General features: G+C 58.3%; 29 protein-coding genes. 19 read left to right on the top strand and 10 right to left on the bottom strand.

The window, feature by feature from the left end:
• Positions 1-7 precede the first annotated feature (7 nt).
• The 4 genes from D777_RS06460 to D777_RS06445 all read right to left on the bottom strand — a co-directional run bounded on the left by D777_RS06460 (position 8) and on the right by D777_RS06445 (position 3,640).
• Entirely contained in the window at positions 8-361 is a 354-nt protein-coding gene (locus D777_RS06460) for a hypothetical protein (protein WP_036129687.1), read from the bottom strand.
• A gap of 167 nt (positions 362-528) precedes the next feature.
• A complete protein-coding gene (locus D777_RS06455) occupies positions 529-1,200 on the bottom strand; it encodes a copper resistance protein B (RefSeq protein WP_406564764.1) in 672 nt (223 codons plus the stop codon).
• A gap of 68 nt (positions 1,201-1,268) precedes the next feature.
• Positions 1,269-3,005: a copper resistance system multicopper oxidase gene (locus D777_RS06450; RefSeq protein ID WP_036129683.1), complete on the bottom strand. Its 1,737-nt coding sequence runs from the start codon at positions 3,003-3,005 to the stop codon at positions 1,269-1,271.
• A gap of 77 nt (positions 3,006-3,082) precedes the next feature.
• Entirely contained in the window at positions 3,083-3,640 is a 558-nt protein-coding gene (locus D777_RS06445) for a cupredoxin domain-containing protein (RefSeq protein ID WP_036129682.1), read from the bottom strand.
• 198 nt (positions 3,641-3,838) lie between these two features.
• Here D777_RS06445 and D777_RS06440 point away from each other — a divergent pair, with 198 nt between their 5' ends.
• The 4 genes from D777_RS06440 to D777_RS06425 all read left to right on the top strand — a co-directional run bounded on the left by D777_RS06440 (position 3,839) and on the right by D777_RS06425 (position 7,034).
• Complete coding sequence (locus D777_RS06440) at positions 3,839-4,498, top strand: response regulator transcription factor (protein ID WP_036129680.1); 660 nt, start codon at positions 3,839-3,841, stop codon at positions 4,496-4,498.
• Complete coding sequence (locus D777_RS06435; protein ID WP_036129678.1) at positions 4,491-5,822, top strand: ATP-binding protein; 1,332 nt, start codon at positions 4,491-4,493, stop codon at positions 5,820-5,822. Before D777_RS06440 ends, D777_RS06435 begins: the two co-directional genes overlap by 8 nt.
• A 24-nt stretch (positions 5,823-5,846) precedes the next feature.
• A complete protein-coding gene (gene cadR / locus D777_RS06430; protein ID WP_036129669.1) occupies positions 5,847-6,311 on the top strand; it encodes a Cd(II)/Pb(II)-responsive transcriptional regulator in 465 nt (154 codons plus the stop codon).
• 75 nt (positions 6,312-6,386) lie between these two features.
• Positions 6,387-7,034 carry a cation diffusion facilitator family transporter gene (locus tag D777_RS06425; RefSeq protein ID WP_036129667.1) on the top strand — a complete coding sequence of 216 codons (648 nt, stop codon included), beginning with the start codon at positions 6,387-6,389 and terminating at the stop codon, positions 7,032-7,034.
• On the opposite strand, the gene D777_RS06420 is transcribed toward D777_RS06425, so the two are convergent.
• Positions 7,031-7,948, bottom strand: a complete 918-nt coding sequence (locus D777_RS06420; protein ID WP_036129665.1) for an AEC family transporter — start codon at positions 7,946-7,948, stop codon at positions 7,031-7,033. The genes D777_RS06425 and D777_RS06420 overlap by 4 nt on opposite strands.
• Before the next feature lie 190 nt (positions 7,949-8,138).
• Here D777_RS06420 and D777_RS06415 point away from each other — a divergent pair, with 190 nt between their 5' ends.
• From D777_RS06415 to D777_RS06390, 6 genes are read left to right on the top strand one after another with little or no spacing between them, the layout of a single operon-like run.
• Entirely contained in the window at positions 8,139-8,588 is a 450-nt protein-coding gene (locus D777_RS06415) for a c-type cytochrome (RefSeq protein ID WP_036129663.1), read from the top strand.
• Between the two features lie 10 nt (positions 8,589-8,598).
• Positions 8,599-10,014 (top strand): cbb3-type cytochrome c oxidase subunit I, encoded by a 1,416-nt coding sequence (locus D777_RS06410; protein WP_036129662.1) that lies wholly within the window; start codon positions 8,599-8,601, stop codon positions 10,012-10,014.
• Between the two features lie 56 nt (positions 10,015-10,070).
• Complete coding sequence (locus D777_RS06405) at positions 10,071-11,024, top strand: 4Fe-4S binding protein (protein WP_036129660.1); 954 nt, start codon at positions 10,071-10,073, stop codon at positions 11,022-11,024.
• 9 nt (positions 11,025-11,033) lie between these two features.
• Positions 11,034-12,857 (top strand): nitric oxide reductase activation protein NorD, encoded by a 1,824-nt coding sequence (locus D777_RS06400; protein ID WP_036129658.1) that lies wholly within the window; start codon positions 11,034-11,036, stop codon positions 12,855-12,857.
• 2 nt (positions 12,858-12,859) lie between these two features.
• Positions 12,860-13,438: a cytochrome c oxidase subunit 3 gene (locus D777_RS06395; protein WP_036129655.1), complete on the top strand. Its 579-nt coding sequence runs from the start codon at positions 12,860-12,862 to the stop codon at positions 13,436-13,438.
• Positions 13,439-13,450: 12 nt separating this feature from the next.
• Positions 13,451-13,690: a cytochrome C oxidase subunit IV family protein gene (locus D777_RS06390; RefSeq protein ID WP_036129654.1), complete on the top strand. Its 240-nt coding sequence runs from the start codon at positions 13,451-13,453 to the stop codon at positions 13,688-13,690.
• 173 nt (positions 13,691-13,863) lie between these two features.
• Here the strand turns inward: D777_RS06390 and D777_RS06385 are convergent, their stop codons facing one another.
• From D777_RS06385 to D777_RS06365, 5 genes are all read right to left on the bottom strand, one after another.
• Positions 13,864-14,238, bottom strand: a complete 375-nt coding sequence (locus D777_RS06385; RefSeq protein ID WP_036129653.1) for a hypothetical protein — start codon at positions 14,236-14,238, stop codon at positions 13,864-13,866.
• On the bottom strand, positions 14,204-14,992 hold the full coding sequence (locus D777_RS06380; protein WP_036129652.1) for a CbbQ/NirQ/NorQ/GpvN family protein: 789 nt from the start codon (positions 14,990-14,992) through the stop codon (positions 14,204-14,206). Before D777_RS06380 ends, D777_RS06385 begins: the two co-directional genes overlap by 35 nt.
• Positions 14,989-15,723: a PhnD/SsuA/transferrin family substrate-binding protein gene (locus tag D777_RS06375; RefSeq protein ID WP_051668980.1), complete on the bottom strand. Its 735-nt coding sequence runs from the start codon at positions 15,721-15,723 to the stop codon at positions 14,989-14,991. Before D777_RS06375 ends, D777_RS06380 begins: the two co-directional genes overlap by 4 nt.
• A 19-nt stretch (positions 15,724-15,742) precedes the next feature.
• A complete protein-coding gene (locus tag D777_RS06370; protein WP_036129970.1) occupies positions 15,743-16,927 on the bottom strand; it encodes a cytochrome D1 domain-containing protein in 1,185 nt (394 codons plus the stop codon).
• A gap of 67 nt (positions 16,928-16,994) precedes the next feature.
• Positions 16,995-17,351, bottom strand: coding sequence for a c-type cytochrome (locus D777_RS06365; RefSeq protein ID WP_201443347.1), 357 nt, complete (start codon positions 17,349-17,351; stop codon positions 16,995-16,997).
• Positions 17,352-17,566: 215 nt separating this feature from the next.
• On the opposite strand from D777_RS06365, the gene D777_RS06360 reads away from it, so the two are divergent.
• From D777_RS06360 to D777_RS06320, 9 genes are all read left to right on the top strand, one after another.
• Positions 17,567-19,291, top strand: a complete 1,725-nt coding sequence (locus D777_RS06360) for a nitrite reductase (RefSeq protein ID WP_036129651.1) — start codon at positions 17,567-17,569, stop codon at positions 19,289-19,291.
• Between the two features lie 26 nt (positions 19,292-19,317).
• Entirely contained in the window at positions 19,318-19,782 is a 465-nt protein-coding gene (locus D777_RS06355) for an AsnC family transcriptional regulator (RefSeq protein WP_036129650.1), read from the top strand.
• Positions 19,779-20,318 (top strand): siroheme decarboxylase subunit beta, encoded by a 540-nt coding sequence (ahbB, locus tag D777_RS06350; protein ID WP_051668979.1) that lies wholly within the window; start codon positions 19,779-19,781, stop codon positions 20,316-20,318. The genes D777_RS06355 and ahbB (D777_RS06350) overlap by 4 nt, the downstream gene beginning before the upstream one ends.
• Positions 20,302-20,793, top strand: coding sequence for an Lrp/AsnC family transcriptional regulator (locus tag D777_RS06345; RefSeq protein WP_051668978.1), 492 nt, complete (start codon positions 20,302-20,304; stop codon positions 20,791-20,793). The genes ahbB (D777_RS06350) and D777_RS06345 overlap by 17 nt, the downstream gene beginning before the upstream one ends.
• Positions 20,768-21,301 (top strand): siroheme decarboxylase subunit beta, encoded by a 534-nt coding sequence (ahbB, locus tag D777_RS06340; protein ID WP_160171426.1) that lies wholly within the window; start codon positions 20,768-20,770, stop codon positions 21,299-21,301. Before D777_RS06345 ends, ahbB (D777_RS06340) begins: the two co-directional genes overlap by 26 nt.
• A 13-nt stretch (positions 21,302-21,314) precedes the next feature.
• A complete protein-coding gene (gene nirJ, locus D777_RS06335; protein WP_036129649.1) occupies positions 21,315-22,511 on the top strand; it encodes a heme d1 biosynthesis radical SAM protein NirJ in 1,197 nt (398 codons plus the stop codon).
• An 11-nt stretch (positions 22,512-22,522) separates the two neighbouring features.
• Complete coding sequence (gene cobA / locus D777_RS06330; RefSeq protein ID WP_036129648.1) at positions 22,523-23,359, top strand: uroporphyrinogen-III C-methyltransferase; 837 nt, start codon at positions 22,523-22,525, stop codon at positions 23,357-23,359.
• Positions 23,360-23,402: 43 nt separating this feature from the next.
• Complete coding sequence (locus tag D777_RS06325) at positions 23,403-24,917, top strand: nitrite reductase (RefSeq protein ID WP_081849482.1); 1,515 nt, start codon at positions 23,403-23,405, stop codon at positions 24,915-24,917.
• A gap of 168 nt (positions 24,918-25,085) precedes the next feature.
• Entirely contained in the window at positions 25,086-25,799 is a 714-nt protein-coding gene (locus D777_RS06320; RefSeq protein ID WP_036129647.1) for a Crp/Fnr family transcriptional regulator, read from the top strand.
• Positions 25,800-25,992: the final 193 nt, after the last annotated feature.

Genomic DNA, 25,992 nt, shown 5'->3' with positions numbered 1-25,992 from the left:
ACCTCCTCTACTTTTTCATCGGTGGAATTTTTGAACAGCAGAAAGGCTCATGTTTGGCGTTGGCCCTGACGTTGTCATCAGTAAACCGATACCACGCCAGTCTGCGACGGGCCCACCAGCCTGCTTTCAGTTTTCCCCCGTGACTCTCAATCAGCTCCAGCGTCTCATCGACCGTCCAGTGAGTACCATCGTAGGTAATCCTCAGGACGTTGCCCGCCTTGCGTTCGGCAAAATCCACGCAGGGATGGTGGTTGAGTTCATCGATGAAATCCTCCCATTGAGTATCACTGAGCCCCTCAACAGCGAGCTTGCGACGCAACAGGAATGGCTCCTGGTTTGTTGGTTTATGGGCTTTGGTCATTTCAACACTCCTCCCTTTCCAACTGTGTTCATCGTCATCACAACACCGGTAGCTGAACTGCAGCTGAAAACATCCTTACAACTGGCGCGAACTTGATTCGGATCAAGATAAAAAAACGGGCCGAGGATGCTCCTGGGCCCGTTTCTTTTGGTTATCAATTCACCCGGTCAGAAGGCGACTCTGGCTCCGATGACGGCAAACCAGTCTTCAGTGCTGCCGCCCTCTGCCCTGGCAAAATCCGCGGTATCGCCATACTTGCGCTCATGCACAACCCCGACGTACGGCGACAGTGCCCGATCGATGAGGTCGTAACTCAGTCGAAGTCCGGTTTCGGTTGATACCAGACCTTTCCCCACACCAATCTCCTCATCCTCGCTGAACGCAACAGTGGCATCCAATGCCGCGGACAGAATCAGATGATTGGTCAGAAGCAGCTCATACTCAGCGTCCAATGCCGCAGAGGTGTCGCCCTCATCGCTCACGTACAGATTAGCGTCCACCTCAAACCACTGCGGTGCCAGGCCCGTTACACCCAGCACACCATACGTCCGGTCAGGTCCCTCCGGGGTATCAAAACGGACCCCGGCCTTGGCATCGAAAAAGGCCGATATCGGTGTCTGTAGCACCAGCTGGTTTTCCAGCGTCTCGTAGGCCTGCTCCTCTATGGCGTATTCGCCTTTGCCAAGCCACCGGAACTTCAGCTCGTCGGTGCCGTAAAAAGCATCGGCATTCCAGACACCGAGTTCCTCGTCATCATCGCTATACCGGTATTCCAGTTCCTCGAACTGAACGCCCCACAAATGAAGCGCATCTTTACGACCGGAATCATCCACCGGCATATCCGATGCCATAACCTGGGTTGCAGGCAGAGCCATGGCCAGCATCAGTGCGGACAGCTTCAGGTTATTCATACATCACCTCCGACCTGTTCCTGCTTGACGCCAGCGTTACTGCCCTGATCTGGCCCGCCCTCGACAACCACCTTCCTGAACATGCCGGAGGCCGCGTGATAGGAAAGGTGACAATGGAATGCCCACTGACCAGGCGCATCCACTTCCGTCTCCATAAACACGGTGGTCCCGGGCTGAACGCTGATGGTGTGCTTGACCGGGTTCCATTTACCCGCACCGGTATCGAGAATCGACCACATGCCGTGCAAATGCATGGGATGGGTCATCATGGTTTCGTTGACAAACTTGAAGCGAACCCGCTCGCCATACTGGAGCTTGATGGCTTCTGCGTCTTCGTACTTAACGCCGTTGATGCTCCAGCTGTATCGCTCCATGTTGCCGGTCAGGCGAAGCTCGATTTCACGGGTGGGCTCCCGGTCCTCATACAACGGTTTTTGTGCTTTCAGATCGGCGTAGGACAGGAATTTCCCGCCGTTTGCCGCCGTCGGCACGAGGCCACTGCCTTTGGCGTAGAACGGATCCTCAGCGCCGTTTCCGGACATCATCATTGAGCCATGGTCCATACCCGCCATGCTTGAATGATCCATCTGGTTATCGCCCATGGACTTCATACCGTCATCGGCCATTGACGAGTGGTCCATGCCGGCCATGTCATCCTCACCCATGTCCATGCTGCCATGATCCATACCGTGCATACCGCCCATGTCGGCCATGGTCAGCAGGGGCGCATCACGGAGCGATGGAATCGGTCCTTCCATGCCTTCCCGGGGTGCCAGCGTGGCCCTGGCGTAGCCGGAACGGCCCATGGATTCTGCAAATATCGTGAAGGCCTCCTCGGTTTTGGGGCGGACAATCACATCGTAGGTTTCCGCCACGCCAATACGGAACTCATCCACAGTCACTGGCTGCACATTGTTGCCGTCGGCCTGCACCACGGTCATATCCAGGCCGGGAATCCGCACATCGAAGTAGGCCATCGCCGAGGAGTTAATAAACCGCAGTCGAATGCGCTCACCCGGCTCGAACAAACCAGTCCAGTTCTGATCCGGCCCCTTACCGTTAATCAGCCCGGTAAAGCCCTGAACGTCTTCGACATCCGCTTTCATCATGCGCATGTCGCCCCAGGCCATGCGATCGCTGAGGGCATTCATGAAACCATGCTCGGAGACATCCGAGAAGAAATCGCCCACTGTCTGCTGCTTCCGGTTGTAGTAGTCCGGCATCATTTTCAGGTTACGCATAACCCGGGCCGCGTCATGGGGATGCTTGTCGGTCAGCTGAACCACATACTCACGGTCATACCGAAAAGGCTCACGGCCTTTCGGCTCAATCACGATCGAACCATAGGCGCCATTGGGCTCCTGGAAGCCGGAGTGACTGTGAAACCAGTAGGTACCGCTCTGCACAACCGGGAATGTGTAAGTGAAGGTCTCGCCCGCCGGAATCCCGGCGAAACTGATCCCCGGGACACCGTCCTGATCGAATGGCAGAATCAGGCCGTGCCAGTGGATGGAGGTGGCCTCATCCAGATTGTTGGTCACATTGATGGTGACGTCTTCCCCTTCCTTGAACCGAAGCACTGGGCCCGGAGACGAGCCGTTGTAGCCAATGCCTTCCTTGACGAAATCTCCGGTATCGATCATGACGCGATCGACAGAGATGTTGTACTCACCGGCGAGCGCCAGTGCTGGCATAAGGAGCCCGAGAGCTCCCGCCACGAGGCTTTTAGTCATTGCGTGGTTACTCCTGAAATACTGCTTTGGGAGCCACGTCTGAGGTGGCTCCCATTTCAACTGACAAAGGTAGGCTGTCAGTGAGCGCTGGCGTGGGTATCGGCACCGCCACCAAAGTTAACATCACCGTACATGCCGGACTGGTAGTGGCCCGGAACATTGCAGGCGAATTCCATGCTGGTTTTGGCGCTGAAGGTCCAGATAATCTCCTTCTTCTGCCCTGGCTCCAGCAGAACACTGTTGGGATCGTCATGCTTCATGGTGTGGCCGTTACCCATGTCCATGTTCATCATGTCTTCATTGAGCTTGCCGCCCTGGATCACGCCGTGTTCGACCATCATCATCATTTCTTTCTGATGTGCCTCATGCATTTCCGGGGTACCGATGTTGAACTCATGTACCAGGCTGCCGTTGTTCTCAATAACGAAACGCACGGTTTCGCCCTGGGACACCTCGATTGCTTCCGGCTCGAAGTAGTTATCAAACATTTCCACCTGGATGCTCCGGGATACGTCCTCGGCCTTGCCAGCTTCACCGAAGCCACCACCGTGGCCGCCACCATGGCTGCCGCCAGCAAACGCAGTCGCGGAAAGGGACATCGCAGCCGCTGCAAGACAGAACTTGGATATTTTCATCGGGTTTTCTCCACAATTTAGGTTACAAGGTTCAACACAGGTGCCCAGGAAAATTGAGCAATATCCAGAAACGGTTGCTACCATCTCGCACTAACCTGAATTCTTTCTGAAAATACCGAACTAAATATTGTTCAGGCTGGATTCAGCTTGTTCAGCGATACTGGCGCCGCCAATCAAACGCCAACCAAGGGATACGCGATGCGACTTTTACTCGTTGAGGACGACCGCCTTCTGGCTGAAGGGCTTGAAAGCCAGCTTGAGAAAGCGGGATTCAGTGTCGACAGCACCTGCACGGCTCGAGAAGCGGAAATTCTCGGTAAGCAGGAAGACTATCGGGTGGGCGTTCTCGACCTTGGGCTGCCCGATGGCAACGGGCTTGATGTGCTTCGGCAGTGGCGTTCAAACAACGTCAGTTTTCCGGTTCTGATCCTCACAGCCAGGGGCGACTGGCAGGACAAGGTCAATGGTTTGAAGGCGGGTGCCGATGACTACCTCGCCAAACCCTTTCAGACCGAGGAGCTCATCGCCCGTCTGCATGCCATTGTGCGTAGAAGCGAGGGGCGACCACAGTCCCATGTAAAAGCAGGTCGATTTGAACTGGACGAAAACCGGCAAAGCCTGAAACTGGACGACGGAAGCGAACACAGCCTGACGGGAACGGAATTTCGCCTGCTGCGTTGCCTGATGAGCCGGCCCGGGCATGTTTTTTCAAAGGAACAGCTGATGGAGCAGCTCTACAACCTCAACGACAGCCCCAATGAGAATGTCATCGAGGCCTATATCCGACGGCTGAGGAAATTGGTGGGCGCAGACACCATCACCACACGGCGTGGTCAGGGCTATCTGTTCAATGTTTAGCAAGCCTTCCTCGGTGAAAGCCGCCCTTTTGGTACTGCTTCTGCCAGCGGGCATCGGCTTGATGGCCCTTGCCTGGCTGGTCCACGGCCTGTTACTCGAGAGAATGGCACAGGAGTTTGTCGAAAGCCGGCTCAAGGACGAGGTAGCCTTCCTCGAGCACCAGATTCGCCAGTCCCGGGGGGATATAGACACCCTTCAAACCGGAGATTATTTTCAGGACGTCTTTCACCATGCCTTCGCCATTCACTCGCCAGACAAAACCCTGATCAGCCCCGCTGCTTGGACACCACTGCTCTCTCCAATACTGAGGGCCGAGCAGGATGGCAGTGTCAGACTGCATGACTTGGATGTCCCCGATGCGCCCTCTGACATTCTGGCCTTTCGGCAATCATTCACAGTAGAGGGCAACCCCATCGTCGTCATCGTGTCGGAAGACCTGGACGCGCTGAAGAGCAGCCAGGCAGAACTCCATGCCTGGACAGCCATCGTCTCGATTCTGTTGATCCTGCTCCTTGTGGGGGTTATCTGGCTCGGCATCAATTTTTCTCTGAGACCGGTGGTGACGTTGAAAGCTGCACTGAAACGACTTCAGGAAGGCGAGATATCAAGAATCAACGTTCAGGCACCTGACGAATTCCGGCCACTGGTGCTGCAACTGAACCAACTGCTGGACTCTCTGGACCAGCGGCTTGAACGCTCTCGGGATAACCTCGCCAACCTGTCCCACAGCATCAAGACTCCGATTGCCGCCGTCCGGCAAACCCTTGAAGACTCCAGCCGCCCGCTGGATGCGGACCTGAGGAAAGAGATGGTCGCGCGTCTCGGGGATATCGACAGGCAACTTGAGGCGGAAATGCGCCGTAGTCGCTTTGCCGGTCCCCAGGTCGGGAAAAGCGCCCATCCGGTATGCCAGGCGCGAGATCTGCTTTGGATGCTCGGTCGTCTGCACCCGGAGAAGTCCTTTGAGCTGTCGTCCGACCTGACGGAAGAACGCCGCTGGCCCCTGGAAGAACACGACCTGAATGAGATCCTGGGCAATCTCCTTGATAACGCGGGCAAGTGGTCACTCAGCACGGTTGAGCTCTCGCTTCAGGAAGTAAACGAGCACATGAAGATTCTGGTGAATGACGATGGCCCAGGCGTAAGCTCAGAGTCGCTGGCATCACTCGGCACCCGAGGGCTAAGATTGGATGAGCAGATCCCCGGCCACGGTCTGGGGCTGGCAATCGTTCGTGAAATAACCGAGCGTTATGGCGGCAAACTGACCTTCGCCACAGGTACCTGTGGCGGTCTGTTGGCAACCGTCGACATCCCCTGGAGCTGACCTGAATTACCTGAGGAGTGAGCAGTGAGAATTGGCGCCATCGCGAAAACCGCGGGCATTCCGGTCGAGACGATCCGTTACTATGAAAAGATCGGTTTATTGCCCGAACCGGATCGCGAACAAAGCGGCTATCGCAGCTATCGCCAGGCCCATCTGGATCGGTTGTTGTTCATCAAGCGCTGCCGCAATCTGGATATGGCTCAGGATGAAATCCGCGAACTGATCCGTCTCGCGGATCAACCCGAAGCCGATTGCAGTGATGTGGACGCCCTGCTGGCCAGGCACCTTCATCATGTCCGCGAACGCCTCAAGGAGCTCAAGAGCCTGGAACAGACACTGGTTCGCCTCCAATCCGCCTGCACCGAAGGGCGCACCGTGAGTGAATGCGGAATACTGGACGGTCTGGCCACAGAACTCGGCGAACTGAAAGGTGGCCAGCAAGGTAGCGAAAACCATGTACCGGGCACCCACGGCCAGGCCCACAAATAAACCTGCTCACAGACGCTTGACCCTATAGCAGCTACAGGGTTTTTAATGCAGGCTATCGAAACACAGGAGACGACAATGGCCTGCAGCTGCTCCGCACCTGAACCCAAATCCCCCGCACCGGGCTTCCGAAAGGCCCTGTGGATTGCCCTGGCAGTCAATCTCGCCATGTTTCTGGTGGAAGGCTTCGCCAGTATTCAGTCCGGCTCTGTTTCCCTGATGGCGGATGCCATCGACTTCTTTGGAGACAGCGCCAATTACCTGCTGTCTCTGAGCGTGCTGTCGATGGGTATGCTCTGGCGTGGGCGTGCGGCGTTTGTGAAAGGGCTGACCATGACCGTGTTCGGGCTGGTGGTCTGGATCCGCGCGGTCTGGGTCGTTCAGAGTGGAATTACTCCCGAACCACTGACCATGGGAGCCGTGGGCCTGCTGGCGCTGGTGGCCAACGTCAGTGTCGCGGTGATGTTGTTCCGCTTCCGGGGAGGCGATTCGGATATGCGCTCGGTGTGGTTATGCAGCCGTAATGACGCCATCAGCAACATCGCCGTCATGGGCGCAGCACTTGGGGTATTCGGCACCGGCAGTGCCTGGCCTGACCTGATCGTCGCGGCCATCATGGGCACCCTGGCTGTTACAGCCGGCACCAGCGTCATCCGCCATGCCCGCCAGGATATGTCTGAAGCCCGGGCCTGTGCCACGCCCGCCACCTCAGAACACGTCCGCTAGAGTGCCAGGGAAATCATCACCGGGATATACAGCAGGGCAAACAGGGTGCTCAGCAGTGCCGTCCCTGCTGCCTGTTTGGGCGCCGTATCCAGCAGGGTGGCGATAACGACGGTATTGGCCGCGATCGGGGTGATGGAAATCAGGAATATCGCCTGATGCACCGCCGCTTCGTAGATACCGAACACATTGGCATCCAGCCACCAGAGTGTCAGGGCAACCAGCGGCCAGGACACAAACTTTCCGAAGAAAGCCATACCCGTAAACCGGATATTGCCGGCCAGCCCGCGGAATGACGTAATGCTCATCCCGATAATCATCATGCCGAACACACTGTAGGCACCGCGGAGATTATCAAACAGGGGCGTAAAGATATCCGGTATTTCGAAACCGGCCAGCTTCAGTGCCACAGCCGCCAGGAAGGCATATACGGAAGGCAGCTTCGCCACCCGTTTTAACGCATCCCTGAGCTCATAACGCCCCCTTGCCGCCAGATAGAAACCCACCGAGTTCTCGAACAGGGTGGTGCCCAACATGCAGACGATATACAGCCCGAGCCCTTCCTCGCCAAACAAAAGCAGGGCTACGGGGATACCGAAATAGCCGGTATTCCCGGTACCAACACTCAGCGGAATGATGCTCGCGCTGCCGTCATGAATGACCTTGCGGGCTAGTGTCAGGTGGAGCAGCCCCATGACCGAACAGATACCAAACACCAGCAACGGCAGTAGCACCACCGCGGGCGATAAAGGAGCCGCCATCACTCCGGAAAACACCACCGACGGCGTGATGATGTAGAGCATGATGCCGGCTATATGTCGGCCACTGGCTTCCAGGTAACGCCCCGCAATCCACCCCAGAGCAACGGTGACATACAGGGGAATCAACTTGAGAAACAACGCCAGCGCTGCGGCCATGAGGGCTCCGGGGATCAGGAATGAATTCGGATTGGGCCGCAGATTCTATCAACTATCCCTTCAGAGGTAACTCTCCAGCGCAATGGTGTGATGGATGGCCATGCTTGACAATCATCAACAGCATTTCAGATGAATCTTTATATCCTAGTGCTGTAGTCAGGTATTCCAAAACGACCAAGGAGAGAGACCAATGGCCGAGCGCTTTACCAAAAGCATGGCCAGGAACATTTACCTGGGGGGCAGTGCCTTCTTCGTATTGCTGTTCCTGGCTCTGACTTTTGACACCCAATCACGGGCCATGCCCGAACGAGATAACCGGGACCAGATCACCGAGCAGGTTGTCCGGGGAAAACATGTCTGGGAAGAAAACAACTGCATTGGCTGCCATACGCTGATGGGAGAAGGCGCTTACTTTGCTCCTGAACTCGCCAACGTATTCGACCGCCGTGGGGCCGGGGATTCCGAGGTCTTCAAATCCTTCATGAACGCCTGGATGAATGCCATGCCGACCAACGTTCCAGGTCGCCGGCAAATGCCGCAGTTCAACCTGACCGACCAGGAAATTGAGGATCTGGCGGAGTTCCTGGAATGGACTTCGAAGATCGATGACAACAACTGGCCACCCAACATCGAAGGCTGAGGGAACCGACATGAGATACGAATCCCAAAGGGTCGCCATGCCCTATTTCATCTTTGCCCTGATCCTGTTTGCCGGCCAGATTGTGTTCGGCCTGGTGCTCGGGCTCCAGTACGTTGTGGGAGATTTTCTGTTCCCTGAAATCCCCTTCAACGTTGCGCGGATGGTGCATACCAACCTGCTGATTGTCTGGCTGCTGTTCGGCTTCATGGGCGCCACCTACTACCTGGTGCCGGAAGAAGCCCAGACTGAACTATACAGTCCTCTGCTTGCCTGGATCCTGTTCTGGGTCTTTGCCGTGGCAGGCACCCTGACCATCCTCGGTTACCTGTTGGTGGACTACGCCACCTTGGCGGATGTCACCATGAACAAGTTGTTGCCCACCATGGGCCGGGAGTTCCTTGAACAGCCCACCATCACCAAGATAGGCATTGCCATTGTGGCGGTCGGGTTCCTGTTCAACATCCTGATGACGGCCCTGAAAGGCCGCAAGACCGTGGTCAACATCGTTCTGGTCACCGGTCTGGTTGGCCTCGCCGCCCTGTGGCTGTTCTCCTTCTACAACCCGAGCAACCTGACCCTGGACAAGTACTTCTGGTGGTTTGTGGTTCATCTCTGGGTTGAGGGTGTCTGGGAACTGATCATGGGCGCCATCCTGGCCTATGTACTGATTAAAATTACCGGGGTAGACCGGGAAGTCATTGAGAAATGGTTGTATGTCATCATCGCCATGGCGTTGATATCCGGCATCATTGGAACCGGCCACCACTTCTTCTGGATCGGGCCGCCCGAGTATTGGCTGTGGCTGGGCTCCGTGTTCTCGGCAATCGAGCCGCTGCCATTCTTCATGATGGTGCTGTTCGCCTTCAACATGATCAACCGTCGCCGGCGCAACCACCCCAATAAAGCGGCCATGCTCTGGGCCATGGGTACTGCCGTGATGGCATTTCTTGGTGCGGGCGTGTGGGGCTTCCTCCATACCCTGGCGCCGGTGAACTACTACACCCACGGCAGCCAGATCACGGCCGCCCACGGCCACATGGCGTTCTATGGTGCCTACGTGATGATCGTGCTGACCATCATCTCCTACGCCATGCCGATCATGCGGGGCCGACCCTACGGCAACAGCAATACCGCGCAGGTACTGGAAATGTGGGGCTTCTGGCTGATGACCATCTCCATGGTCTTCATCACCCTGTTCCTGACCGGCGCTGGCATCCTGCAGGTCTGGCTGCAGCGCATCCCGGAGAGCGGCCAGGCGCTTTCATTCATGGCCACCCAGGACAACATTTCGCTGTTCTACTGGATGCGACTTGTGGCCGGCTGTTTCTTCCTTGGCGGCCTCGCGGTGTACTTCAGCAGCTTCTTCATCAAGGGGCAGGCATCCCCGGCTGAAGAAGTCCGTGGCCCTGCCACCGAAGACGCCTGATCCCTCCCGAGCAGGGCCGTGGTTTACCCCGGCCCTGCCAACATCCGGCCAACACCATGCAAGCTCAAGCTAACCAACACAAGGACAGACTCCAAACCAAACGGCTGGTTACCCGAAGCGGTTTTTTCCTGTTGTTCCTGCTTGCGCCAGCGTTAAACCTTTTTCGTTATGACCTGACCGAAACCCGGTTTATCGTTTTCGGGTTTCCACTGTCTTTTAATCTGGATCTGACCTGGGTCGCTCAAAGCTCGCCGGCCGATGTCGCTGGCCAGATCCTGTTCTGGTTCATACTTCCCATTCTGGTTCTCGTGCCCCTGGTCCTGTGGGTCGCCTGGAGATGGGGAAGAATTTACTGCGGCTGGCTGTGCCCCCACTTCTCGGTAGTGGAAACGGTCAACCACCTGATGACCCGAATCACCGGCCGTCCTACTCTCTGGGAGGCGCTGAAGAAGGGGCGGCGGGGTAAGGCCATTCACTGGGCTGGCCTGACCCTGGTGTGCGGACTGATTGGCTTTTCCTGGGCGCTGGCCATGCTGTCGTACCTGTTGCCACCGATTCCGCTGTACACCGACCTGATAACCGGAAACCTTGGCTTTTATCCCGCTGTATTTCTGGGCGTTGCCAGCACACTGTTCACCCTGGATTTCCTGTTTGCCCGCCACCTGTTCTGCAAATACGGGTGTGCCTTCGGGGTGGTACAAAGCATTGCCTGGATGACCAACGGACGGGCCCGCATGGTGACCTTCGACACCGAGCGGGCCGCCGCCTGCCGGGACTGCACCAAAGCCTGTGACGAAGCCTGCCCCATGCGGCTGCCAACCCGCAGCCACAAGCGGGCGAAATTCACCTGTACCCAATGCCTGCAATGCGTCAGCGCATGCCGCGAGGTTCAGAAGAACAATCCCGAGGGGAGTCTGCTGCACTGGGAGCCGGGAGAAGCCAACCGACAGACCGTACTGATCCCGGTCCACCAGCTGGACAGTGAACCCGCCGGTCGACGGGGCGGATAAGGAGCTGATATGGAAGAATGGGTTGGTTACAAATGGCACGAATACATCACCCGCCAGGCTCTCGGAGAGTTTCCTGAGCACGCCGTCACCCTGAAAGACGAGGCGCGCCCTCTGGGGGTGCTGTTCCGGGCGCTTGGTGGCGACCCGGCATTGAGTCTGGTGACCGCCGAGCCCCGGCATTTCCGCCTGCGTCGCCGATTCCTGCACAAACTGGCGGGCACCCACCGGAAGTTTGAACTGGCCTGGCGCGACGAACAGAATCTGCGCCTGCCGGAACGAATCGCCCTGTTTCCGTCCCGGGAACTCAACCGGGACCTGTACCTGTGGCTGGCTGCCCTGGCGGCCTCACCCCAACCAAATGACGGCGACTGGTTTACCGACAACCAGACGATGGTGGAAAACCTGCTGGCGCGGTGGCCGGGGCTTGAACGGCTTTATCAACGTCTGGTCAGCCACACCTTGCAATGGCGACCGCAGCCGGAGGACCTGCCCACCGACGAAGCCCGCCGGGAAGACGCCATCCGTCAGGCCCTCATTCATCCGGGCAGCGTTCCTAACCTTCCCGGAGCGGCCCACGATCCCTGGCCAGTAATACTGTGGCTCTACCCGGCCCTGGATAAGGCCGTCTCGGCCAGCCAGATCAGTGACGATGACACCAATCAGAGCAACCCCGGTGGTCTGGCGAAAAAACGAAAGCGCCGCCAGGCTGAACGGGTCGAAGCCTTCGACCGGGACCAGGGGCTGATGATTTTCCGGCTGGAAAGCCTGTTCTCATGGACCGAATTTATTCCGGTGGACAGGGCCGGCGACGACACGGAAGAAGAGGATGCCGAAGCCGTGGCGGACGATATGGACATGATGTCGGTGTCCAGTGATCGCCGCGAGACCTCGGCGTCCATCAAGTTCGATCTGGACCTGCCATCCGAGGAAAACGATGACCTCCGTCTCGGCCCCGGCATCCACCTGCCGGAATGGGACTGGCGCAGGCAGACTTACCGGGAGAAATTCTGCTGCCTGCAACCCATGCTGGCACGGGATGCGCAGCCTGCTGAGCTACCAGAACCCCTGCGGCGGCCCGCCAAACATCTGCAACGTCAGTTCAGCGCCTTGAAACCACTCAAGCAATGGCAGAAGCGCCAGGTAGAGGGAGAAGAGCTGGATCTGGATGCCTGCCTGGAGCGGGAAGTACAGCACCGCCAGCGCCAGGGCGCCATCGACCAGAAGCTGTTCCGCCGCTGCCAGCAAAGCCAGCGAGACCTCGCCTGCCTGGTACTGGCCGACGTGTCGCTGTCCACTGAGTCCTACATTAACAACCACCAGCGGGTCATCGACGTTGCCCGGGATGGCCTGCAATTGCTCAGCGAGGCCCTGAGCGCCAGCCGGGACCCATTCGCCTTGTTCGCCTTCTCCTCGAGACGACGAGACCACGTGCGCTTTCATCACATCAAGGGGTTCGACGAAGCCTACACCGGCACCATTCGCGGCCGAATCCAGGCCCTGGAACCGGGCTTTTATACGCGTATGGGCACCGCCATCCGGCAAGCGACACGGCTGCTCCAGAGCCGCCACGAACACCAGAAAATCCTGCTGCTGCTCACCGATGGCAAACCGAACGACCTTGACCTCTACGAAGGACGCTACGGCATAGAGGACACACGAATGGCGGTTCAGGAAGCCCAGAAGGCCGGCCTTACGCCGTTCTGTGTCACCATTGATGACGAGGCCAGCGCATACCTGCCCTACGTCTTCGGCAGCAACAACTACGTCGTCATCCGCGACCCGGCGCAGCTCCCGCTGCAGCTACCCAAACTCTACCTGAATCTGACCCGGTGACCATGAACACGGCATCAGCAACGACCAAGACCCGACACCTGCCTGGCGACATCGCGGTCTGGATGTTCATCTTCGCCGAACTGGCGGTCTTCGGCATATTGTTCATCGGCTTCACCGTCGCCCGCAGCCTCGACCCGGCCACCTTCCACGCCGGCCGGGAAGTCCTGCATCCTTGGATCGGTCTGCTAAACACCGCTGCCCTGATCACCGCCAGCTACTTCGTCGCCACTGCCGTCCACCAGCTTCGCCATGGCCGGCCCGGCAGCCACCTGAGATTATGGCTCGCCATCGCGGTTTCCAGCGTCTACACCCTCGGCAAACTCTGGGAATACAGTGACCTCTACAGCCTCGGCTACAACCTCGGCACCGACACCTTCTTCATGTTCTATTTCTTCCTGACCTTCTTCCACTTCATGCACGTTGTGCTGGGGCAGATCATCCTGGTCGTGCTTGCGGTAAAAGTCGGCCGCGGCGACTACGACGGCAGCGACATGAACGGCATGGAATCCGGTGCCTCCTACTGGCACATGGTGGATCTGGTCTGGCTGGTGCTGTTTCCGATGGTTTATGTGCTGGCGTAACGAGATGAAAAGATGCTGACGATCTACCTCACACTGATGATCTGCACTGCGTTGCCTGTGGTCGCGCTGCAAACCGGCATGGGAGCTGATTTTCTGGCGTGGCTGGTGTTTGGCCTTGTCGTCATGAAAGCAATGCTACTTGTTGATCACTTCATGGAAATGCGAAAAGCGCCACGGGGCTGGAGACTGGCGGCCCAGGCGTGGGCGCCAGTGGTCGTCGCGGTTATCTCAGGGTTTCGTACCTGGGGCTGAAGAAAAAGCCACTCAGTAAGGCGATAACTCAAGAGTGTGGAAAGAGGTTTTGGAAAGGGCTGTCCAAAACTGTGCGGAGCCATGGATGGCGGAGCTCAAGCGTCACATGGACGTGCCGAAGGAGCGGGTTTTGGACAGCCCTTTCCAAAGCCTCTAACTCCAATCCGCTCAGGCTACAACAATCCAGCCGGAAACAACGGCGGCTTATCAGACATGGCGAATGCGAGGGAAACCACTCCCCACAAAACGAACCCGGTGTGCAGGACAATTGCCCAAACCAGGGCAAACGTCCAGAAGTGACCGGTGTTGCCGAAGGCAAGCCAGGCCAAGGCAACGCCCGATCCGATCAGAAACGCACCGATTATGGACATAAAAAACGAAGCCCGGGTATGGGCTCGCCGAAGAGGGTTCTCTCCACTCCGGCACAGGTAAAACCAAGCCAGCACCGCAAACCCGATGACCGGAATCAGCAACAGATTCAGCAAATACCAGACAACCGGAACAACCGCGCCACTAGCGGCCTTCTCCCGGCCTCCCGAATACTGCATACACCACCTCCATGAGTGCAGCCACGGTTGCCTCGTCATCGGACAACGGCTCGATCATGCCCGCCCGAACGGCGTCCAGCGGAGGCAAACCGGCTTTGATCATCATCGCTGTGTGAATCAGCAGGCGGGTAGACGCCGCTTCTTCCAGATCGTGGTCCTTCAGATTCCTCAAAGCAGAAGCCAGGCTGACCAGTTGTGCCGCCAGGTCCCGATCACAGCCGGCTTCCTCGGCAACAATGAGCTGTTCCTCAGCCTCCGACGGATAATCAAATCTCAGGGACACAAAGCGCTGCCGGGTACTGGGTTTCATGCCCTTGAGCAGGCTCTGGTAACCGGGGTTGTAGGAAACGACCAGCATGAAGCCCGGTGCTGCGGTGAGCAACTCTCCCGTGCGTTCGATGGGCAGCTCGCGGCGATCATCCGCCAGCGGATGCAGCACCACGGTCGTGTCTTTTCTGGCTTCCACCACTTCGTCGAGGTAACAGATGCCGCCCTCGCGAACGGCCCGTGTCAGTGGACCATCCTGCCAGTAGGTACCGTCGGGGCCGATCAGGTGGCGGCCGACCAGATCCGCGGCTGTCAGATCATCATGACAGGCAACGGTATACACCGGCCGGTTCAGTTTCTCGGCCATATAACGGACAAACCGGGTTTTCCCGCACCCGGTCGGCCCCTTGATCAGTACTGGCAGCCCGTTGTCTGCCGCGGCCTGGAAAAGATCGATCTCATTGCCGACCGGCTGATAGAACGTCATTTTGAACCTTCCTCTGCTTTCAGGCCCTCAGGCCTGATAAAACCATGAACCCATTCCGGGAAAATCGCAAAGATCTGGCGATCATCTGAACGTGTCATTGCCGCCAGAGCATCCTCACACACGACGGCCGAGAGATCCCAACTCTCCCCCCGGAACCACCCGCCGGTCTGCATCCTGTCACCGACCCAGTTCACGACCAGGTCATTGGACTCCAGCATCGGCTCTACAAAGCCTGACTCCGAGACGGCCGCATGGGTGTTGTTGTGCAGCACCAGGCCAAGCGCTGAGCTGAAATCCCCGGTTTGATACAGTTGTTCCCCGGCAGGGGTGACACCAGCGTCGGCCAACGCGGCAAGGGCCTGATCGGAACCCACGGGGTCGGGCCCCGAAACAACAGCCAGATCCCGGCCCTCAAGCTCCGAAAGCGAACGCACGCCTGCGGTGCGACGGCTGACCCAGACCGACCGGGGCAACTCGCTCTTCCGGTTGGCGGCCAGTAATACCGACCGTTGATCTGCCGGGGCTTCCCCCGGGTGAAACACCAGAGCAGCGTCTTCAACCCTACTCCCGATCCTGACCGTGGCATTGCAGCCCGCCCGCTGCAGGTAAGCCGTCATCCGGTTATGTGCGACCACGGCTTGCTGCTTGTCGGAGACCACCCCAATCACCACGCCGTTTCCGTCGGCACTGGCCGGATCAGGCGTGACCAGCATCAACAGGACGCCAGCCATGATCCACCTGGGTTGTCTCTCAGAGACCAAGAGTGTGGGCCCGGCTGGTAAAGAAAATACCGCTGGGCTTTTCGGCCTCCAGTTCCGCAACCGGCTCCAGGGTCCGGGTGTTATAGACCGTCACCCGGTTGCTGTCCCTGGCCGAGACCCAGACTTCTTCCCCCCTCGGAGTATATTCCATATGGAGCACTGCCTTGCCCGGCTCCAGGGTTTTGATCACCTCAAGGGTCTGGCTGTCGATCACCTGAATCACATCATTCCTGGGGTGCGCAAAGCTGACCCAGATCTGTCGGTTATCCGGGCTGGCCATCACAAATACCGGCTGGCCCTGCACATCAATGCGATCCGAAAGCGACCAGTCCTCCGTGTTGGCCACCAGAACCTGGTGATGTCCCACGGCCGGGAAAAAGGCACGGCCATCGGCCACCGCCCAGCCCTCCAGATGGGGCATCTTGTATACAGGCAGCCTCTGCTCCCCTTTGCCATAGCCAGGCAAAATCTCAGTCACGCCCTGGCCACTGTGCCAGAGGTCCAGCATGGACAGCCCATCTTCACCGAACAAACCGGCAATGTAATAACGACCGTCCGGCGTGATCAGGGCATCATAGGGCGCATCGCCCGCCTCAAGGCGGACAATCTGCGGGGTGTCTTCAGCCATGTCGAGGGTCCAGATCTGATTGGCATCGAACAGGCTGAACACAAACCGGTTGCCCGGCGCATCCACAAGGCCTACGGTCTTCGAGCGCGCGGGCCCACCGTCCTCGCCGACGTAAACGGCCGGCACCTCCACTTCCAATTCAAGTGTGTTGCTGTCGAACACCTTCACACCGCCTGGCTCGTAGTTGGAAACTGCCACGTAGCGGCCGTCCTGGGAAATGGCGCCGCCGATGCTGTTGCCCGACTGGACGACCCGGCCAGCCAGTGTCCGGGTCAGCAGATCGACCTTGCTCAATCCGCCGTCGCGACCAAACACGTAGCCGAAGCGACCATCCCGGGAGTAGACCACCGAGGCATGGGACAAATCACCAAGCCCCTCAACGCGCCCGAGGAGCTCATGCCGGGTGGTATTGATCACCAGCACCGACCCTGTCGCCCGCTCGACAATAAGGCCCAGATCACCGGTACCCATCAGCGGGCGGGAAGCTGTCGTATCACCCAGGCTCTGGCAACCCAGCAAACCGAACAGCAATAACGCTCCCACCATCAGGAGCCGAACATTCCGAATCAGATACATGGCGCTTTGGCCTCCGGTTGGTCATTCAATGTCAGGTTCAATCCGAGACTCGTGTCGAGACAAGAGAACCGGCCTTCAGTTGCTGGCTGATCCACTCAATATCTTCAGGTGCAAGCAGGGGCTTCCAGGGAGGCATTGCGGTACCGGGAACCCCATCGCGAATGATCGCTGCGATAGCATCCACCGAACGGTTTTCGAGGTCATCAGGTCTCAGGGCGGGCCCCAGGCCGCCCTTCAGAGTCATGCCGTGGCAGGACCCGCAATCCTGGAGCACCAGGTTTGCCAGTTCCTGCCCGGGCCGGCTTTCCGGTGAAGCCACCAGGGCCGCCGGGCTCAAAGCAACCGCCAGAGTCCAGACCAAGCCGATCAACCGGTATGGAAGTCCATCGTTCAAAGCCTGCTCTCCCCAAGGTTTTCCTGCATCGTCGCAACGCCCTATTCAATCATCCTTGATATTGGTTAACCCAACAAACGAACACAAGAAATCATTTGGCATACCCCCTTTCGGGTAGTCCGCCGATAAATAACATTCATCTGACATTAATCAATGTTCAAGAGTCAAAAGAAGCGAAACCTACAGGGACTCTTTAATCCAAGGAGAGAGACCTGATGAGAGTAACCAACAAACTTTTCCAGCCACTGGCACTGGCTGTTGCCGTCGCATCCTTCGGCGCACTGACAGCTCATGCCGCTCCCAAAGACCCGGATCCCTCCAGCACAGCGTATGAGGGCGCTCCCAGTGCTGTTGAACCGGAATCCGCCAGAATCGTTCGCTCTCCGGGCGCTCCTGATCTGACGGACGCCGAGTTCGAAAAAGCCAAACAGATCTATTTCCAGCGCTGCGCAGGCTGCCACGGGGTACTTCGCAAAGGCGCGACCGGTAAACCCCTGACGCCCGACATCACCCAGGAGCGGGGCATCGACTACCTGAAAGCGTTTATCACTTACGGATCCCCGGCCGGTATGCCGAACTGGGGCACCTCCGGCGATCTGAGCGAAGACGAAGTCGAGCTGATGGCGAAGTACGTGATGCACGAGCCACCCCAGCCGCCCGAGTACAGCCTGGCCGACATGAAGGCAACCTGGGAAGTCATCGTGCCTCCCGAGAAGCGTCCCAAGAAGCAGCTCAATGACCTGAACCTGAAAAACGTCTTCAGCGTGACTCTGCGGGATGCTGGCCAGATCGCACTGATTGACGGCGACACCCACGAAATCGCCAAGATCATTGATACCGGTTACGCCGTCCATATCTCCCGGATGTCCGCCTCTGGACGCTACCTGTTCGTGATCGGACGCGATGCGCTGATCAACATGGTGGATCTGTGGATGGAAGAGCCGGATACCGTTGCCAAGATCAAGGTCGGCATGGAAGCCCGCTCCGTGGAAACCTCCAAGTACAAGGGTTACGAAGACAAGTTCGCGATCGCCGGCACCTACTGGCCGCCCCAGTTCGTGATCATGGATGGTGAGACTCTGGAGCCGAAGAAAATTGTCGGCACCCGAGGCATGACCGTGGACACCCAGGAATACCATCCTGAGCCGCGTGTTGCCGCCATTGTGGCTTCCCATGAAAACCCCGAGTTCATCGTCAACGTCAAGGAAACCGGCAAGATCATGCTGGTGAACTACGAAGACCTGGACAACATGGACATTACCTCCATCGACGCTGCCCGCTTCCTGCATGACGGCGGTTGGGACAGCAGCATGCGGTACTTCATGACCGCCGCCAACCAGTCCAACAAGATCGCGGTGGTGGATTCCAAGGACCGTAATCTGGAAGCCCTTGTCGACGTCGGCAAGATCCCGCATCCGGGCCGTGGCGCCAACTTCGTTGATCCGGAGTTTGGGCCGGTCTGGGCAACCAGCCACCTGGGTGACCAAACCATTCAGCTAATCGGTACTGACCCTGAAGGTCATCCGGACAGCGCCTGGAAAGTGGTGCGCACGCTCGATGGTCAGGGCGGTGGTTCACTGTTCATCAAGACTCATCCCAAGTCCGAGAACCTTTATGTGGACACAGCACTCAACCCGGCAGAGGCCGTCAGTCAGAGTGTCGCGGTTTTTGATGTCAACAATCTGGACGCCGGTTACGAGGTTCTGCCAATCGCAGAATGGGCGGACGTGGGCGAAGGTCCCAAGCGGGTCGTGCAGCCGGAGTACAACCTGGCTGGCGATGAGGTCTGGTTCTCCGTCTGGAATGCCAAAGACCAGAAATCCGCCATCGTGGTTGTCGACGACAAGACACGCAAGCTGAAGAAGGTGATCAAGGACGAGCGGCTGGTAACCCCAACCGGCAAGTTCAACGTCTACAACACCCAGCACGACGTGTACTGATCGGATCCGGCCCGGAGGAGACACCGATGAAACTGGACAATACCGATAAGCAACTGATCAACCTGTACCAACGGAATCTGCCGGTGTGCGAACGGCCATTTCAGGAAATGGCTCAGCAGCTGGACATTCCAGAAAGTGAGGTCATCGATCGATTGCAATCACTCCAGAATCACCAGGTCATCAGCCGGGTCGGGCCGGTATTTGAACACCACCGGGCCGGCGCCAGCATCCTTGCAGCGGTGGCAGCACCAACCGAGCAGCTGGATCTGGTTGCGGCCCGAATCAACCGCGCTCCGGGCGTCAATCACAATTACGCCCGCGAGCACACCTACAACCTCTGGTTCGTCATGACCGCGCCCGACGAAGACACCCTGGACGAGCGGCTGGACGAACTCGAACACCAGTTACGGTTACCGATGCTGAGACTCCCCATGGTGCGGCAGTACCACATCGATCTCGGTTTCGACATCGACTGGGAGGCACTGGCATGAACACCTCCATCGACTACCTGGCCGTCGTGCCCGACGTCGCAGGCCGGGGCGCCATCAGTGCCTGGGGCTTGCTGCGGCTCAGGCAGCATCTGGAAAAGGGGCTGCCCTTGACCGCACGTCCCTACCAGACCCTGGCCGAACAGACCGGGCTCACCGAGCGGGAAGTCATCACCGCCGTCGACCAGTGGCAGGCACAGGGTCTGATCAAGCGCATGGGCCTGGTGGTCAAACATCGAACTCTTGGCTATACCGCCAACGCAATGGTGGTTTGGGATATCCCGGATGCCTGGGTCGGCTCTGCCGCAGAGGCGATTTCCAGCGCGCCGTTCGTCACCCTTTGCTACCAGCGGCCACGTCAGTTACCGGACTGGCGCTACAACCTGTTCTGCATGATTCACGGCGTTGATCGCCAACGGGTCCTGGCTCAACTGGAGAGCCTGGTGGCCAGCGCCCATCTGAAAAAGTTCCCCCACTCGGTGCTGTTCAGCACCAAGGCCTACCGGCAATGCGGAGGACGTTATGTCAGTCATGACTGAACGGGCACTTGGGAACCTTGAGCGCCCGCACTTTACCGAACTCGAACGCCAGGTGATCAATCGCCTGCAGCACGGGATGCCCCTCGAGCGCCATCCCTATGCCGCCATCGCTCAGGAACTGGGCACCTCCGAGCAGGCACTCCTGGACACCCTCAAGTCCCTGCTGGACCGGCGCATACTCACTCGGTTTGGCCCTATGTTCCACGCTGGAGAAATGGGCGGAGGCCTCACCCTGGCGGCCATGCGCCTTCCCGAAGACGACTTCGACCGAATTGCAGCGAAGGTCAATGAGTTCGACGAAGTTGCCCACAATTATCGACGCGAACACGAGCTGAACATGTGGTTTGTGGTGGCCACCGAAGCGGAAGAACGCATTGCTGAAGTGCTGGAACAAATCGAGGAAGTAACCGGTTTCCCGGTCTACAACATGCCCAAGGAGGAGGAGTTCCATGTCCGTCTCCATTTTGCCGTCTGAGCAATCCACGGTTGAGGACTACGTCCTCTGCGACCGGGACCGTCAGCTTATTCTCGCGACCCAGAGCGGGCTCCCCCTCGTGCCTGATCCCTGGGACGCTCTGGGCAAGAAACTGAACATGCCTGCGGACGAAGTGCTGGCCCGCTTCCAACGGATGCAGGAAGCCGGTGTTATCCGGCGCGTCGCCGCCGTGCCCGACCACTATCGCCTTGGGTATCGCTACAACGGGATGACGGTCTGGGATATCGACGAACTGGCCATCGGGCGGCTGGGCCGTCAGGTTGGCGAACTGCTGTTTGTCAGCCACTGCTATCGCCGCCCCAGGCACTTGCCCTACTGGCCTTACAACCTGTTTGCCATGGTTCACGGTACCAGCCGGGACGAAGTGGAGTCGAAAGCCGATCGAATCCGCACTCTGCTGGGTGACGCCTGCCATGGCCACACCATTCTCTACAGCTCGGCGATCCTGAAAAAGACCGGGCTGAGACTCAAAAAAAACGGCTCCTGATGAGAGAACCACTATGTTCCGAATGACACGGTATATACAGAGCCTGATGCAACCGACCCCGGTGCGTCCCATTCCCAAGCCGAAGGGGCCAGTGGTGATCTGGAACCTGATTCGCCGCTGCAATCTCACCTGCAAACACTGTTATTCGATCTCGGCGGACATCGACTTCAAGGGTGAACTCAGTACCGATGAAGTCTACACGGTGATGGATGATCTCAAAGACTTCGGTGTGCCAGTGCTGATTCTGTCCGGCGGCGAGCCCCTGATGCGACCGGACATCTTCGACATATCGGAGAGAGCCAGAGACATGGGCTTCTATGTCGGCCTGTCCACCAATGGCACGCTGATCGACGAGACCAACATCGACCGGATTGCCCGGGCTGGTTACGACTACGTCGGCATCAGCATCGACGGCCTGGAGAAAACCCACGACGACTTCAGGCAGAAACAGGGCGCGTTTGCCGCCTCCATGAAGGCCGTCCGCCTCTGCAAGCAGGCCGGCATCAAGGTTGGGCTTCGGTTCACACTGACCCAGGATAATTTCCCGCAACTTCCGGACATCCTCGCGCTACTGGATGAGCACGATATCGACAAGTTCTACCTCTCACACCTGAACTACTCCGGCCGTGGCGGACGCAACCGCAAGCGGGATGCCTGGTATGACATGACCCGCGAGGCCATGAACCTGCTGTTTGATCACTGCCACGACGAACTCAAGCGCGGCATCCATCGCGAGTACGTTACCGGCAATAACGATGCGGACGCCCCTTTCCTGCTGCAATGGGCAAAAAAACATTATCCGAACCAGGTGCCGGCGCTGGCCCAGCGCCTCAGGTTCTGGGGAGGTAATGCCTCAGGGGTCAATATCGCCAACATTGATAACCTTGGCGTCGTCCATCCCGACACGTTCTGGTGGAACTACGATCTCGGAAATGTCCGGGACAAGCCGTTTTCCAGGATATGGTCCGAAGCATCCGACGACCTGATGTTGGGATTCCGGCAATCACCCCGCCCGGTCAAGGGCCGTTGCGCCGATTGCCGCTACCTGGCCATCTGTAACGGCAACACCCGAGTCAGGGCCTATAGCGTATCCGGGGATTTCTGGGAAGAAGATCCCGGCTGCTACCTCACCAACGACGAAATCGGGGTGGTGGATATCCCCCGACGGGTTGCGGCTCCGGCCATCGAAATCCCGGTCAATAACCTCTAAGGAGCCGCAACATGCCCCCCATTCAACGGAAGAAGTGCCTGGTCGAATTTCAACTGGCGGAGCAACCACTGCGCCCAGGCGAAGTGGCCATTGTCGGCGCCGGCCCCGGTGATCCCGGTTTGCTGACCCTTCGGGCGCTGATGCTGATTCAGCAAGCCGAGGCCGTGGTGTATGACCGCCTGGTCTCCCCCCAGATCATGGAACTGGTCAACCCTCAGGCCGAGCGTATTCATGTCGGTAAGGCCAGCGGCTGCCATTACGTGCCGCAGGAACAGACCAACGAGATTCTGGTCCAGCTGGCAATGCAGCAGCGAAGGGTGGTCCGGCTCAAAGGTGGCGACCCCTACATTTTCGGTCGCGGCGGCGAGGAAGCAGAATTCCTGGTGGACAACGACGTGGACTTCCAGGTCGTGCCCGGCATCACCTCCGCCGCTGGGTGCGCCTCCTATTGCGGCATTCCACTGACCCATCGGGATTACTCCCAGAGCGTGACCTTCGTCACCGGGCACCGGAAATCCGATCAGTCTCTGGAGCTGAACTGGGCCGTTCTGGCGGCGCCGGGACAGACCCGGGTGTTCTACATGGGGTTGCACAATGCTCCAACAATCGTTCGTGAGCTGACCGCGCATGGCCTCAGCCCGGATTGTCCGGTGGCGCTGGTCGAGCGCGGCACTACGCCCATGCAACACATGACCGTCACCACACTGGAACAGCTCGAAGACACCATTCGCCAGGAAGACTTCAAACCGCCGACGCTGATCATCGTCGGCGAAGTGGTGCAACTGGCGAACAAGCTGGCGCGCCCCGGCCAGGCAGGCTGGGACAGTGCCCTGACCCAGCAGGCATAACCGCCAGCCAATACGACCCGACTAACCGGAGCAGCAACGACCCATGCACGCAAGACCAAGCCCAATCCGCGCACTGAAGCCCATTCTGGCTCTCGCCATCAGCACCCTGGTGCTGCTCCCGAGCCTGGCGGCGGGCTCGAAATCCACCGAGTCGCTCTACCAAAAGCACTGCGCCAGCTGCCACGGAGCCGAGCGCCTCGGTGGCATGGGCCCCGCCCTGTTACCGGAAAACCTGTCGCGCCTGCGCCGGGCGGACGCCGAAACAACCATCGCCAACGGTCGCCCGGCCACCCAGATGCCCGCCTTTGGCGACACCCTGGACCAGGGCTCCATTACTGCGCTGGCTGAGTTCATCTATCAGCCGCCAGCGGTTTCTCCGGAGTGGGACCGGAACGAGATACAGTCCAGCCATTTATTGCCGCACCCGGAAGGCAGCCTTCCTGACAAGCCGGTGTACAAAGCCGACATGATGAACCTGTTCCTGGTGGTGGAAATCGGCGACCACCACGTCACCCTGATGGACGGTGACCGGATGGAACCCATCCACCGATTCCAGAGCCGCTATGCCCTTCACGGCGGCCCCAAATACAGCCCGGACGGCCGTTACGTGTACTTTGGCTCCCGGGACGGCTGGATCACCAAATACGATCTATACAACCTGAAAGTGGTGGCGGAAGTCCGGGCGGGCATCAACATGCGCAACATCGCTGTGTCAGCCGATGGCCAATACGTCATGGCTGCCAACTACCTGCCTCACTCACTGGTGCTGTTCGACGCACGAAACCTGGAACTGATGGACGTTATCCCGGTTGAGAACGACACCGGCGACAGCTCCCGCGTGAGCGCCGTATACGCCGCCCCGCCCAGGGGCAGCTTCATCGCAGCGCTGAAAGATATCCCCGAAGCCTGGGAAATCACCGTGAGCGATGGCAAGCCGGATGTCCGGCGGATGCAGACAGACACCTGGCTCGACGACTTCTTCTTTGATCCGGACTACCAGCACGTAATTGGTGCTGCCCGAGACGGCAAACGCGGCTATGTCATCAACCTGGATACCGGCAAAACCATTGCAGAACTTCCCCTTCCCGGCATGCCCCATCTGGGCTCGGGAATCACCTGGGAATACCAGGGCCACCGGGTCATGGCGACTCCCCACTTCCGGACCGGCGCAGTCTCGATCATCGACATGGACACATGGGAAGTCATCAAGACCCTGAAAACCGAGGGCCCCGGGTTCTTCATGCGCAGCCACGAGAACTCCCCCTACGCCTGGGTGGACGTGTTCTTCGGAACCAACAAGGACAAGGTCCACATCATCGACAAGCAGAGCCTGGAGATCGTCAAAACCCTGCAGCCGGCACCGGGCAAGGTCGCCGCCCATGTGGAATTCGATCGCTACGGTAAAAAACTGCTGTTAAGCATCTGGGATGAAGACGGCGCGGTCATTGTTTATGACGCCAAGACCCTGGAGGAAGAGAAACGGATACCCATGAACAAGCCCTCCGGCAAATACAACGTCTGGAACAAGACTCACTACGAGGAAGGCACCAGTCACTAGAGTCATCCGGCGAACGAAATGTCCCGGGCCGCGTGCGGTTATCCCCATTTCTCGATAACCCCTGAACTATTAATCGACCAGGTCAAATAGCGTTAATGATTTAAGTCATTTCAGAAGATGACCAACTGATACGATAATGACCTAATCAATTTTATCAGGGTCAACGCTATGAACTCCCATTTCAGGCCCGACGTCAGCTCATCGCCCTGTTTGCTGGGGGAGCAGAATCCGGACATCGCCCTTCCGGACAATGCCCCCAGTTCGACAGCATTGCTGAACGGCCTAAGCCGAGTGTTTGGCATTCGACTGAGTGACAACCCAAGCGATCCGGAAACCCGGATGCTCAACGACCTATCCCGCCTGTTCCATCAACAACGGGTCGGCATGGAAAGCAATCTTGAAAAGCACGACACTCCCTGGCGGAACGTCTATCTCGTTCAGCACGGAATCCTGCGGCTATTCCGGGAGGCTTCCAGCGGTAAGGTGTCGGTTCACCATTTCTTCACCGAAGGGGATATCGTCTGGCCCGTATTCGGGCGAACCCGAACCGTCCGGAATACCCTGTGCCTGACATCGGTTACCCCGGTAACCACTTGGGTTGCAGACTTTTCCGCCTTCCGCTCGGCAATCCGGTCCCATGGAGAAGGCCTCTGGCCGACCTTTGCCCTGGCCCTCACCGAAGAACTGGCTGAGCTGACAAGCATGAGGGAATTCCGGAAGCACACGATGTCCGCAAAAGAGCGTTACCAACTCCTGCTGGAAGAGTATCCGGAGCTGGTCAAAAGGGTACCGGATAATCAACTGGCGTCCTGGCTGGGCGTAGTTCCGGCCACCTACTCACGACTGAAAACCCGTACCGCTCGGACCAGCGACCCGCGGTAACTAAGCCGTTAGCGCCTCATTCGTTCAGGTTCCTAGTGTTCGCTTAGGTCGCAAAGCGAACATTCAGATGGAGCGATAACGCTGAGCTAAGCGGCGCCACGACAGTGGCGTCCGGTGGACGGACGATAGGCCGGGAACGACCTTAAGCGACTTGTATGGACAATTCCTTCCGTGTTTTGGGTAAATTGAGGCC

This window comes from Marinobacter nitratireducens (assembly GCF_000708045.1).
GTDB classification, from domain to species: domain Bacteria; phylum Pseudomonadota; class Gammaproteobacteria; order Pseudomonadales; family Oleiphilaceae; genus Marinobacter; species Marinobacter nitratireducens.
The sequence above is the reverse complement of the archived record's forward strand: the minus strand, read 5'-3'. Positions and strand labels throughout refer to the sequence as shown.

Bases quoted from the DNA above. Each gene is read 5' to 3' on its own strand.
- D777_RS06395 (WP_036129655.1), top strand. From the start codon at position 12,860: ATGAACACGGCATCAGCAACGACCAAGACCCGACACCTGCCTGGCGAC.
- ahbB (WP_051668979.1), top strand. From the start codon at position 19,779: ATGAACACCTCCATCGACTACCTGGCCGTCGTGCCCGACGTCGCAGGC.
- D777_RS06400 (WP_036129658.1), top strand. From the start codon at position 11,034: ATGGAAGAATGGGTTGGTTACAAATGGCACGAATACATCACCCGCCAG.
- D777_RS06455 (WP_406564764.1), bottom strand. From the start codon at position 1,200: ATGCCGGTGGATGATTCCGGTCGTAAAGATGCGCTTCATTTGTGGGGC.
- D777_RS06355 (WP_036129650.1), top strand. From the start codon at position 19,318: ATGAAACTGGACAATACCGATAAGCAACTGATCAACCTGTACCAACGG.
- D777_RS06345 (WP_051668978.1), top strand. From the start codon at position 20,302: ATGTCAGTCATGACTGAACGGGCACTTGGGAACCTTGAGCGCCCGCAC.
- D777_RS06390 (WP_036129654.1), top strand. From the start codon at position 13,451: ATGCTGACGATCTACCTCACACTGATGATCTGCACTGCGTTGCCTGTG.
- D777_RS06360 (WP_036129651.1), top strand. From the start codon at position 17,567: ATGAGAGTAACCAACAAACTTTTCCAGCCACTGGCACTGGCTGTTGCC.
- D777_RS06440 (WP_036129680.1), top strand. From the start codon at position 3,839: ATGCGACTTTTACTCGTTGAGGACGACCGCCTTCTGGCTGAAGGGCTT.
- D777_RS06425 (WP_036129667.1), top strand. From the start codon at position 6,387: ATGGCCTGCAGCTGCTCCGCACCTGAACCCAAATCCCCCGCACCGGGC.
- D777_RS06325 (WP_081849482.1), top strand. From the start codon at position 23,403: ATGCACGCAAGACCAAGCCCAATCCGCGCACTGAAGCCCATTCTGGCT.
- D777_RS06420 (WP_036129665.1), bottom strand. From the start codon at position 7,948: ATGGCCGCAGCGCTGGCGTTGTTTCTCAAGTTGATTCCCCTGTATGTC.
- D777_RS06415 (WP_036129663.1), top strand. From the start codon at position 8,139: ATGGCCGAGCGCTTTACCAAAAGCATGGCCAGGAACATTTACCTGGGG.
- D777_RS06410 (WP_036129662.1), top strand. From the start codon at position 8,599: ATGAGATACGAATCCCAAAGGGTCGCCATGCCCTATTTCATCTTTGCC.
- D777_RS06405 (WP_036129660.1), top strand. From the start codon at position 10,071: ATGCAAGCTCAAGCTAACCAACACAAGGACAGACTCCAAACCAAACGG.
- ahbB (WP_160171426.1), top strand. From the start codon at position 20,768: ATGTCCGTCTCCATTTTGCCGTCTGAGCAATCCACGGTTGAGGACTAC.
- D777_RS06435 (WP_036129678.1), top strand. From the start codon at position 4,491: ATGTTTAGCAAGCCTTCCTCGGTGAAAGCCGCCCTTTTGGTACTGCTT.
- D777_RS06460 (WP_036129687.1), bottom strand. From the start codon at position 361: ATGACCAAAGCCCATAAACCAACAAACCAGGAGCCATTCCTGTTGCGT.
- D777_RS06445 (WP_036129682.1), bottom strand. From the start codon at position 3,640: ATGAAAATATCCAAGTTCTGTCTTGCAGCGGCTGCGATGTCCCTTTCC.
- D777_RS06370 (WP_036129970.1), bottom strand. From the start codon at position 16,927: ATGGTGGGAGCGTTATTGCTGTTCGGTTTGCTGGGTTGCCAGAGCCTG.
- D777_RS06380 (WP_036129652.1), bottom strand. From the start codon at position 14,992: ATGACGTTCTATCAGCCGGTCGGCAATGAGATCGATCTTTTCCAGGCC.
- D777_RS06320 (WP_036129647.1), top strand. From the start codon at position 25,086: ATGAACTCCCATTTCAGGCCCGACGTCAGCTCATCGCCCTGTTTGCTG.
- D777_RS06375 (WP_051668980.1), bottom strand. From the start codon at position 15,723: ATGGCTGGCGTCCTGTTGATGCTGGTCACGCCTGATCCGGCCAGTGCC.
- cobA (WP_036129648.1), top strand. From the start codon at position 22,523: ATGCCCCCCATTCAACGGAAGAAGTGCCTGGTCGAATTTCAACTGGCG.
- D777_RS06450 (WP_036129683.1), bottom strand. From the start codon at position 3,005: ATGACTAAAAGCCTCGTGGCGGGAGCTCTCGGGCTCCTTATGCCAGCA.
- D777_RS06385 (WP_036129653.1), bottom strand. From the start codon at position 14,238: ATGCAGTATTCGGGAGGCCGGGAGAAGGCCGCTAGTGGCGCGGTTGTT.
- nirJ (WP_036129649.1), top strand. From the start codon at position 21,315: ATGTTCCGAATGACACGGTATATACAGAGCCTGATGCAACCGACCCCG.